Below are 10303 nucleotides of genomic sequence, written 5' to 3' on the forward strand. Positions count from 1 at the left end.
ATCGGCGATCTCGACCTGATCGAGGCCAATGAAGCCTTCGCGGCGCAGGCCTGCGCGGTCAACAAGGACCTCGGCTGGGATACCTCCAAGGTCAACGTCAATGGCGGCGCGATCGCAATCGGCCACCCGGTCGGCGCCTCCGGCGCCCGCGTGCTGGTGACGTTGCTGCACGAAATGCAGAAGCGCGACGCCAAGAAGGGCCTCGCCACGTTGTGCATCGGCGGCGGCATGGGCATCGCCATGTGCATTGCACGCGACTAAACCAACGGCGGCGGATGCGTTGAGTGATGAAAAGATCAGCTCGCAACCGCACTGCGTAAAGCCGACAGAAACGCCCGGCACGGCGCATGATCCGCCAAAGTGTGAGCGGTTTGGCGATAAGATCATGCGCCCTTTTTACTTGGAGCGCGATCGGACGCAAAACCGGTAGCCACTTTTGCTGATCGCGCTTTGGCGGGCGTTTTGTTCTTGATGTTCGTCAAACGGCCCGTTTAATTCGAGGCTACACAAAAAGTGCAGCTCAAAAACGCCAAGGGAAGGATTCGACATGGCACGTGTTGCATTGGTAACGGGGGGAACGCGGGGCATCGGCGCGGCGATCAGCAAGGCGCTGAAGGCCGCCGGCTACAAGGTCGCCGCCAGCTATGCGGGCAACGATGTGGCGGCTGAAAAATTCAAGGCCGACACCGGCATCCCCGTCTATAAATGGGACGTCAGTTCGTTCGACGCCTGCGCCGCGGGCGTCAAGAAGGTCGAGGCCGAGCTCGGCCCGGTAGATGTGCTCGTCAACAATGCCGGCATCACCAAGGATGGCGCGTTCCACAAGATGACGCTGGAGCAGTGGAATGCGGTGATCAACACCAATCTCGGCTCGCTGTTCAACATGACGCGTCAGGTGATCGAGGGCATGCGCGCCCGCAAGTTCGGCCGCGTCATCAACATCTCCTCGATCAACGGCCAGAAGGGCCAGTTCGGCCAGGTGAATTATTCCTCCGCGAAGGCCGGCGATATCGGTTTCACCAAGGCCCTGGCGCTGGAGAATGCCAAGGCCGGCATCACCGTGAACGCGATCTGCCCGGGCTATATCAACACCGAAATGGTGCAGGCGGTGCCGAAGGACGTGCTGGAGAAGAGCATCCTGCCGCTGATCCCGATCAATCGCCTCGGCGAGCCCGACGAAATCGCCCGCGCCGTGGTATTCCTCGCCGCCGACGAGGCCGGCGCCATTACCGGCTCGACGCTGTCGATCAATGGCGGACAGTATATGGTTTGATCCTGCTGTGTTGCGAGGAGCGCAGGCGACGAAACAACCCAGACGAGCTGATCGGCCGGATGGATTGCTTCGTTCGCCGCTGACATTACCAATGGCCTTGCGCCAGCGTGCGCATCTGTCTATGCCAGAAACGTGATCTCCACGGCAACGCGGCTACTGGCGAAGCCGATCTTGCCGAGGCTTATCAACTCGCAGGCTGGGTAGTCAGGGAATGGCCGCTTGTGGCGCCAAGCGGTCATAGGCGTCAGTGAAGCGCAACAAGAGACGCGCACCCGGCGATCGATCGGCTTGCACATGAGCCAATCCGCACCCGAGAATTTGCGAGAACTGCCCGCTTGAGCGAGGCGGCAGAAAAAACGAGGCCCGGTGTGCCTAGGAGACCCGACCTCGTAACCGGAACAGTCTGTGCGGCAGGCCGCTCGGTATCAGCGCAGTTTATGGAGGTTTAGGGAAGCCGCGTTGATCTGTCTCAAATGGCCAACTGAGGCGCCCTTAACCGACTGTTTTTTTGGCGCGAAGCGACACCAGTATGTGACTGTTGGCTCTTCACGTGTTCACGAATCCGCCAGCAGATCGGAACGTGAAACGCGACGCAGAGACACTTCTACGCGCTCCTCGTCGCGACGGATGTCTTCGATCGTCTGAAACGTAAAGTGGATGTGATCGGAAGCCGCTTTCTCTGCTGCTTTGGGGTCCCCTCGAAGGATCTCCTTGGCGATAGCAAGGTGCTGTTTCAACAACTGATCGCGAACACCAAATCGGCGGTAGAGTTGGTGGCGGTTATAAAGCACGTCGTTTCTTAACAGCTCGCTGAACACGCGCATGACGTGCAGCAGCACGACGTTGTGCGCCGACTCGTAGACTAGCTGGTGAAGATCGGCATCGGCAGCGGCCTCCTGGCTGGGGTCCTCAATCTCGTGGGCCTTTTCTATCCGTTCGCAGCACTCTTTCAATGCAGCACGATCCACGTCGGTCGCGCGCGTTGCCGCCAGCGCCGCCGCCTGCCCCTCAATGATCCTGCGGTACTCGAAATAGTCGGCGGTAACGCGTGGCTTGTCGGCAAACAGTTCCGCCAGCGGCCGGGACAATGGCGCCAGAAATTGCGCCACGACAGTTCCGGCCTTGGTCGTCTCGATCAGCCCCTTGCTCTGAAGTTTTTCCAGAGCTTCCCGCAATGAGGGGCGCGAAACGTCGAGCTTGAGCGCCAGATCTCGCTCGGGGGCGAGCTTTTCTCCCGGTTTCAGCACGCCTTCGAGGATCAGCTTCTCGAGGTGCTCGGCGATCGCGTCTCCAAGTTTCTCGGGTCGAATCATAAGGCACTCCGCGGATTGATAGTGGTTCAACTTTATATCCAATCCTAGGATTGATCTATATCAAATACCATTAGATTAAATGGTAATAAGATCAGACCAAATTTAGTTTGGCAAAAAATTCTAACCAAATGCCCTGAGCGGGAGGTATCTTGATGTTCCAGCAACTTTTGACACCCGTAGGAGACAGCCTCGGGCTTTCGTTCATCGTCGCCATCCTGCCGATCGTCGCAGTGCTGGTCCTTCTGGGTGTATTGCGCAGGCCGGCATGGCAGGCGGCTTTGGCGGGACTCGTCGCGGGCCTGATCATCGCGGTAATCGGTTGGAAGATGCCGCTCGGTCTGGCCATCGATTCCGTCCTCAACGGTGCGGTCTTCGCGCTTTGGCCCGTAATGTGGATCGTGATCAACGCGCTCTTGCTCTACAACATAGCCGTACGCTCCGGCCGGTTCGACGCATTCCGAAATTGGGTCGTCGGCCATCTGCCCAACGATCGACGAGTCATTCTGGTCGTGGTCGGCTTCTGTTTCGGTGCATTGTTGGAAGGCGTCTCAGGGTTTGGAACACCAGTCGCTATCACCAGTTCGCTGCTGATCCTCGTGGGCTATCCACCACTTGAAGCCCTCGTATATGTCTTGATCTTCAATACGGCTCCGGTTGCCTTCGGCGCTCTCGGCGCGCCGGTGACTGTGCTCGGCGCTGTGACCGGATTGCCAGCTACTGCGCTGGCCGCAATGATCGGACGTCAATTGCCCGTTATTGCAATCATTCTGCCTTTTTATGTCATAGCCCTCTACGGCGGATGGCGCTCCATCCGTGCGCTTTGGCCGGTTCTACTGGTCGCCGGCGGCAGTTTCGCGATATCGCAATTCGCAGCGTCCAATCTTATCGACTACACGCTTACTGACGTCTTGTCCTCGCTCGGCTCCCTGATCGCCACGCTGCTCTTCCTGCAGGTTTGGCGTCCTGCGCCGGACCCGGAGTTTGCGATCAAGAGCACGGCTGTCGCGGCCGATCGCGCGACCACATCTGTACCCAACTGGCAGGGTTGGCTGCCGTGGATCGTAGTATCCGCTACCGTGATCTTCTGGACCTCGTTCAAGCTGTTTGCGATTGGGCAACAGAATATTGCTTGGCCCGGGTTGCATCGTGCGATTTCGATCACGCTCTACAATGGCAAGCCATATGACGCGATCTGGGCGTTCCAGCCGCTGGGGACAGGCACAGCCATTCTTTTGGCGGCCATCATCACGGCGCTACTCGTCCGTTTGCCGCCCAAGGCGTTCTTCAGCTGCTTCGGCGAGACCATTCGCCAGTGTTGGCTCGCGGTCGTCACTGTGATGCTCATCGTCGGCCTTGCCTATCTCATGAATTATTCCGGCCTTGCTTACACGCTCGGGCAGGGCGTTGCGTCCACCGGAAAGCTTTTCGTGCTGCTATCGCCGTTTCTCGGATGGGCCGCAGTCATGCTGTCGGGAAGCGACACGTCGGGCAATGCCCTGTTTGGAAACCTTCAGGTCGTGGCCGCGCGTCAGCTCGATCTCAATCCCGTGCTGTTCGCCGCGACCAATTCATCCGGCGGCGTGATGGGCAAGATGATCTCACCGCAGAACATTGCGACCGGCGTTTCGGTGACGAATATGGTGGGCCAGGAGGGCGTGGTTTTCGCACGCACCTTCATCCACAGCGTCGTGCTAACGCTTCTGCTTGGCGGACTCGTCGCCATCCAGCAATACGTTATCCCCTGGGTGATCCCCGTGGTGGGCGGCCAATGAGCAGTATCGCGGCGGCTGCCGTTTGCGGCCGTTGCGAGTGGAGGAATGGGCCGGCAACAAAGTCAACGCTTATACGGGAAGGGAACGTTATGTCGACAGCCGATTACGTTGTTCTGGCTCGTTCGCTTGAGGGCATAACGTCCAAGGCGAGGATTGCAACCGACCGCCTGCGCACACTATCTTACGGTACTGACGCCAGCTTTTACCGTTTGATCCCGAGGATCGTCGTCACCGCCGCGAGCGAAGCGGAAGTAATCGGTGTAATGGCAGCCTGCGCGGATGCCGGCGCGCCGGTCACATTTCGCGCAGCTGGGACATCGCTCTCGGGCCAGGCCATTACCGACAGCGTCCTCATTGTGCTCGGTGAGGGTTGGCAAGGATCGTCCATCCTTGACGACGGCCGCTTGATCACCTTGCAGCCCGGCATCATCGGCGCCGAGGCCAACCGTCGTCTGGCGCCCTTCGCACGCAAGATCGGCCCGGACCCGGCCTCGATCGGTGCGGCCATGATCGGTGGGATAGCGGCAAACAATGCCTCGGGAATGTGTTGCGGAACCGCGCAGAATTCATATCAGACGCTGCAATCCCTCCGCGTCGTTCTGGCCGACGGAACCGTGCTCGACACCGGCAGCAGGGATAGCCGGGCTGCATTGGCGGCGGCTCGTCCCTCGCTCCTTGCCGATTTGGCGGTGCTCGCCCGCGAGGTGCAAACCGATACCAAGCTCGCAGACCGAATCCGACGCAAATTCGCGATCAAGAACACGACAGGCTATTCGCTGAACGCGCTTGTCGATTACCAGGACCCGTTCGAAATTCTTCAGCATCTGATGATCGGGTCGGAGGGCACGCTCGGCTTCATCTCGGAGATCACCTACCGGACGGTTCCGGACTATCAGCATAAAGCGTGCGCGCTGCTTTTCTTCGAAACGCTGGTGGAGGCCTGCCGGGCGGTGACGCGGCTCAAGCGCGAGCCGGTGGCGGCCGTCGAACTGATGGATCGTGCCAGCCTCGCGTCGGTTACGGGTAAGCCGGGCATGCCGGATTTTCTGGCTAGCCTCGGGCCGGACGCGACCGCGCTGCTGGTCGAGATTCAGGGTGCAGATGGCGCCGAAGTCGCCTCACGCGTCGGGAGCGTGTCGCACGCATTGTCCGAAACGCCGCCATCCCGTCCGGTCGAATTCAGCACAGATCCTCATTTGATCGAGAAGTACTGGAAAATCCGCAAGGGGTTGTTTCCCGCCGTGGGCGCCGTAAGGCCCGTCGGCACGACGGTTATCATTGAAGATGTCGCCGTTCCTATCGAAAGTCTCGCCCCGGCGACCGCCGACCTGCAGGCTGCTCTCATCAGGCACGGCTATGCCGAGGCCATTATCTTCGGTCACGCGCTCGACGGAAACCTGCACTTCGTCTTTGCGCAGGGTTTTGCCGACGATCAAGCGATCCGTCGCTACGCCGATCTTATGGACGAGGTCGCTGAGATCGTCGTTGGGCGATATGACGGATCGCTCAAAGCCGAACACGGCACCGGGCGCAATATGGCGCCCTTCGTCGAGATCGAATGGGGCAAGCAGGCCACTGATTTGATGTGGCGCATCAAGCGACTTTTCGACCCCCACGGCCTGCTGAATCCCGGCGTAATTCTCAACGAGGACCGGGGCATCCACCTCAAGAATTTTAAGCCCATGCCGGCGACCGATCCGTTGATCGATCGCTGCATCGAGTGCGGCTTCTGCGAACCGATGTGCCCAACCCGTGGCCTGACCGTAACTCCGCGGCAACGCATCGCTGGCGCACGTGAACTGGCACGCCTTGTCCAAGCGGACGAATCGAAGAGCGAGCGCGATGATTTCCGGCGTGTCTTTCTCGATTTCAGCATCGACAGCTGCGCCGCGTGCGGACTGTGCGAACTGGCCTGTCCGGTCGGAATCAACACCGGCGCGATGTCGAAGGCGATCCGCGGTCATAACCAGGGACGGCTCGCGCAATCGGCGGCGTCCGTGACCGGCCATCACTATGGCGTCGCAACGGCTGCGGTCCGCACCGGGCTAAACGTCGCCTCGGCTTTCGATTTGGTCACCGGCGAACGTGGCCTGGATGCTCTCGGCGCCATCATGCGAACCGCAATGGGAGGCCGCGGACCGCTGGTCTCCCATCGCGGCACGCCGAGGGCCGGCGCGAAGATCACTCCGCGAGAGCCAGATCGGAACGAGGAAAAGCCCCGCGTTGTCTATTTCGCCAGTTGCGCCGGTCAGATGTTCGGTCCCGCGCGCGACGATCGTTCCGGCGAAACGGTCGCCGCCACGCTGTATCGTCTGCTCGACAAGGCCGGTTTCGAGATCATCGTGCCGGCTCGGCAGCCCAGCCTTTGTTGCGGCCAGCCGTTCGATTCCAAAGGGCTGACTGGCGAGGGCGACCGCAAGGCCGAGGAGGCGATCGGTGCGCTCATCGAAGCCAGCGAAGATGGTCGATGGCCGGTCTTTGTCGATACCAGCCCTTGCTCCCAACGGCTCAAGTCGATGGCGGCGGGACGCGTGAAGATGCTCGACATCGCGGAGTTCCTGCATGATCACGTGATACCGAATGTCGATATACCGGCCAGGATCAAAACACCGGTCGCCTTGCACTTGACCTGTTCGACTCGGCGCATGGGGCTCGACGCGACGCTGTTGGCCGTGGCGCAAGCCTGCGCCGAACACGTGGTTGTCCCCGCCGATATCGGCTGTTGCGCGTTCGCCGGCGACAAGGGATTTGTGCGGCCGGAGATGAATGCTCACGCGCTGCGTTCGCTCGCCCCAGCCGTCAAGGATTGTGTGGCCGGCTATTCGACCAGCCGGACCTGCGAGATCGGGCTGTCGCTGCATGGCGGTGTGACCTACCGGTCGGTCGCCGATCTCGTTGATCGCGTGGCGCAGCGCCGCATCACCCGCTCGTCCGCAACGCGTGTACCACCAGAAAGGGCGGAGTCATGAAAATAGGCCTTTTCATTCCCTGCTTTATCGATGCTTTCTTTCCGGAGGTTGGAATCGCGACCCTGCAGTTGCTTGAGCGGTTCGATCTCGACGTCGTATATCCACCTGATCAAACCTGCTGCGGCCAGCCGATGGCGAACAGCGGTTTCGAGACGGATACGAGCGGCGCCGAAGCGTTGTTCGTCCGCAACTTCGACGGGTTCGACTACATTGTCGGTCCGTCGGGAAGCTGCGTCCATCATATCCGACATCACTTTACGGGGGTGGAACAGACCGCTGCCGTCAGCGAAATCCGTTCCCGAACCTATGAACTGGTCGAGTTTCTCCACGACATAATCAAAGTCGACGCCTTTCCCTGGGCGCGCTTTCCACACAAAGTAGGTCTGCACAACAGCTGCGGCACGTTGCGCGGCCTCCGCCACGCCAATGCTTCGGAATTGCGCGAGCCGCATTTTTCCAAGCCGGAATCTCTGCTGTGCAAAGTTGAGGGGCTTGAACTAGTGGCGGCGTCGCGACCCGACGAGTGCTGCGGCTTCGGCGGCCTGTTCTCGGTCGTCAACGAAAGCGTGTCCGCCAAGATGGGCTCGGACAAGGTCCGTGACTTTGCACAGGCCAAGGCCGACTACATCGTCTCGGCTGACAGCTCCTGCCTGATGCACCAGCGCGGCTGCGCCGAGCGCGACAACGTCGCTATCAAGTTCATCCATATCGCGCAGATCCTCAATGGAGCCGCGGCATGACAAAAGGCACAGAAGGCGATCGACCAGACCACGCGAAGCCCGAGCTGCAGCCTCGCGGCGCACGTCACAAGGGCAACAGACCAATCAATCAGGCGGAGGCGGCCGAGCGGTTCCTGGCGGCTCCCCGACACCAGCAGCAGCACGATACGCGGCTGTGGACGCTGAGACAGCGGCGCGACGACCAGATGTGGGCGATGCCCGAATGGGAGGAGATGCGCAGTCTCGCATCCGCCATCAAGGAACACACGCTCAGTCATCTCGACGCCTATCTGGAGATGTTTGAGGCCAACGCGAAAGCCAACGGCGTGGTCGTGCACTGGGCCAAGGACGCAGCCGAGCACAACGCTATCGTCCTGGATCTGCTGCAGCGTCGAGGCGCAAAGACGCTGATCAAGAGCAAGTCGATGCTGACAGAGGAATGTGGTTTGCGCGCCGATCTGGCGAAAGCCGGGGTTGAGGTAGTCGAGACCGATCTCGGCGAGCGTATCCAGCAGCTTGACGACGAGGATCCGAGCCATGTGGTGGTGCCCGCCGTACACAAACTGCGAACGGACGTGGCCAAGGTATTCGCGGCGACAATCGGTTCCGATCCTGAAAATGATGACCCGCCCTACCTTGCGGGGGCCCAGCGTGATGCGACCCGTCCGCTGATCCTGAACGCCGGCGCCGGCATGACCGGCGCCAATTTCCTGGTTGCCGAGACTGGCGCCGTCGTCGTGTGCACGAATGAAGGCAATGCCGATCTCTGCGCCAATATTCCGAACCTCCACATCGTCTCGGTGGGAATCGAGAAGCTGGTACCGAGGACGGAAGATCTGGCGATCTTCGTGAGGATGCTGTCGCGAAGCGCGCTCGGCTCGCCGATTACCCAGTACACGTCGCATTTCCGCGGTCCCCGGAAAGGCGGCGAAATGCATGTGGTGCTCGTCGACAACGGCCGCTCCGAACGGCTCGGCATGGAGGAATTCTGGACCTCGTTGAAATGCATCCGCTGTGGGGCCTGCATGAACACCTGCCCGGTCTATCGGCGTTCGGGCGGGCTGAGTTACGGGGCCACCTATTCGGGGCCGATCGGGTTGATCATCGATCCGACGTTCAACGCGCGGAAATACAGCAACCTGCCTTTTGCGTCCACGCTGAACGGCAGTTGCACGAATGTCTGTCCGGTGAAGATCAATATTCACGAGCAGATTTACGCCTGGCGCAAGGTTCTGGTGCGTCAACACGAAACGCCGTTCGTCAAGCGCGCCGCCATGAAAGCCGCGGGCGCGCTTTTTTCTCGCCCGGCGATCTATCGGGCCGCTATCGAGCGGACCAACGACGCTTTGGCAAGCCTGCCACGCTTTGTGATTTACAACGGCCTGAACGCCTGGGGCAAAGGCCGCGAGATGCCGCACCCGCCTGCGGAGACTTTTCATCAATGGTACTTCCGGAACCGCGGAGGCAGGCCATGAGCAGCCGCGACATCATCCTCGCTTCGATCCGCGCGAACCTTCCGAAGCTGGATCGGCCGCTGCCTGCGGTGCCGAAATTCGAGGAAAACGCTCCGGCCGATCTGGTCGAGGCGTTCGGCAAGAACCTGACGCGCATGGGTGGACGCTTGGTCACAGATCCCACCGACGACATGCGGGCGACCGTCCGGGGTCTGCTTGAAGACAGCCGTCTGGTCTGTTCGGCGGCGCCGGAGATAGAGGGTGAACTCGATCTTGCGGCGGTCGCCGATCCGCGGGCGCTGGCTGATGTCGATCACGCCGTGGTTCGCGCCTGCTGCGGCGTCGCTGAAACCGGATCGGTGCTGCTGACGGACGCGGACCTGAAGGTAAACGCGCTGGCCTATCTCGCGCAGCACCTGATCGTTCTGCTGGATCCGGCTGATATCGTCGTCAACATCCACAGGGCCTATGCCCGGCCGGAGTTTCGGGAGCGGCGCTACGCCGTTTTTCATTCGGGCCCCTCCGCCACGGCCGATATCGAGGGCGTGCTTATCCTGGGGGCGCAGGGCGTACGCTCGCTGTCGGTTCTGCTGGTGCCCAGGAATCCCGGCAAGCCTGATCAAGCGCAAGGTGCCTCTCCCGTCTAAGGGCGATCTTGAGGGACCGCCGGGGCGGCCAGTACAGGCAAGCATGGCGAACCCTCCGACACCGCCACCCGCGTCGCTCAATCCCGTGCTCATGCTATGGCAACTGAGTAGCTGTTTCTCACCGCTACGGGGTTCGTGACCGACCGCATCTGGCGC

At 60.8% G+C, this 10303-nt stretch carries 7 protein-coding genes and 1 pseudogene; 7 read left to right on the plus strand and 1 reads right to left on the minus strand.

Annotated elements, in window-relative coordinates:
- Positions 1–261, plus strand: a pseudogene (locus tag QZ213_RS17855) (acetyl-CoA C-acetyltransferase); the annotation flags it as partial.
- Between the two features lie 286 nt (positions 262–547).
- Positions 548–1273 carry an acetoacetyl-CoA reductase gene (gene phbB, locus QZ213_RS17860; RefSeq protein WP_291687419.1) on the plus strand — a complete coding sequence of 242 codons (726 nt, stop codon included), beginning with the start codon at positions 548–550 and terminating at the stop codon, positions 1271–1273.
- A gap of 554 nt (positions 1274–1827) precedes the next feature.
- Here phbB and QZ213_RS17865 read toward each other — a convergent pair.
- Positions 1828–2586 (minus strand): FCD domain-containing protein, encoded by a 759-nt coding sequence (locus tag QZ213_RS17865; protein ID WP_291687420.1) that lies wholly within the window; start codon positions 2584–2586, stop codon positions 1828–1830.
- Positions 2587–2738: 152 nt separating this feature from the next.
- On the opposite strand from QZ213_RS17865, the gene QZ213_RS17870 reads away from it, so the two are divergent.
- From QZ213_RS17870 to QZ213_RS17890, 5 genes are all read left to right on the plus strand, one after another.
- A complete protein-coding gene (locus QZ213_RS17870; protein ID WP_291687421.1) occupies positions 2739–4358 on the plus strand; it encodes an L-lactate permease in 1620 nt (539 codons plus the stop codon).
- Between the two features lie 89 nt (positions 4359–4447).
- Positions 4448–7327 carry an FAD-binding and (Fe-S)-binding domain-containing protein gene (locus tag QZ213_RS17875; RefSeq protein WP_291687422.1) on the plus strand — a complete coding sequence of 960 codons (2880 nt, stop codon included), beginning with the start codon at positions 4448–4450 and terminating at the stop codon, positions 7325–7327.
- Entirely contained in the window at positions 7324–8067 is a 744-nt protein-coding gene (locus tag QZ213_RS17880; RefSeq protein WP_291687423.1) for a (Fe-S)-binding protein, read from the plus strand. Before QZ213_RS17875 ends, QZ213_RS17880 begins: the two co-directional genes overlap by 4 nt.
- A complete protein-coding gene (locus tag QZ213_RS17885; RefSeq protein WP_291687425.1) occupies positions 7995–9521 on the plus strand; it encodes a lactate utilization protein B in 1527 nt (508 codons plus the stop codon). Before QZ213_RS17880 ends, QZ213_RS17885 begins: the two co-directional genes overlap by 73 nt.
- Entirely contained in the window at positions 9518–10147 is a 630-nt protein-coding gene (locus QZ213_RS17890; RefSeq protein WP_291687424.1) for an LUD domain-containing protein, read from the plus strand. The genes QZ213_RS17885 and QZ213_RS17890 overlap by 4 nt, the downstream gene beginning before the upstream one ends.
- Positions 10148–10303 lie beyond the last annotated feature (156 nt).

The sequence above is a fragment of the Bradyrhizobium sp. genome (assembly GCF_017881085.1).
Lineage (GTDB): Bacteria > Pseudomonadota > Alphaproteobacteria > Rhizobiales > Xanthobacteraceae > Bradyrhizobium.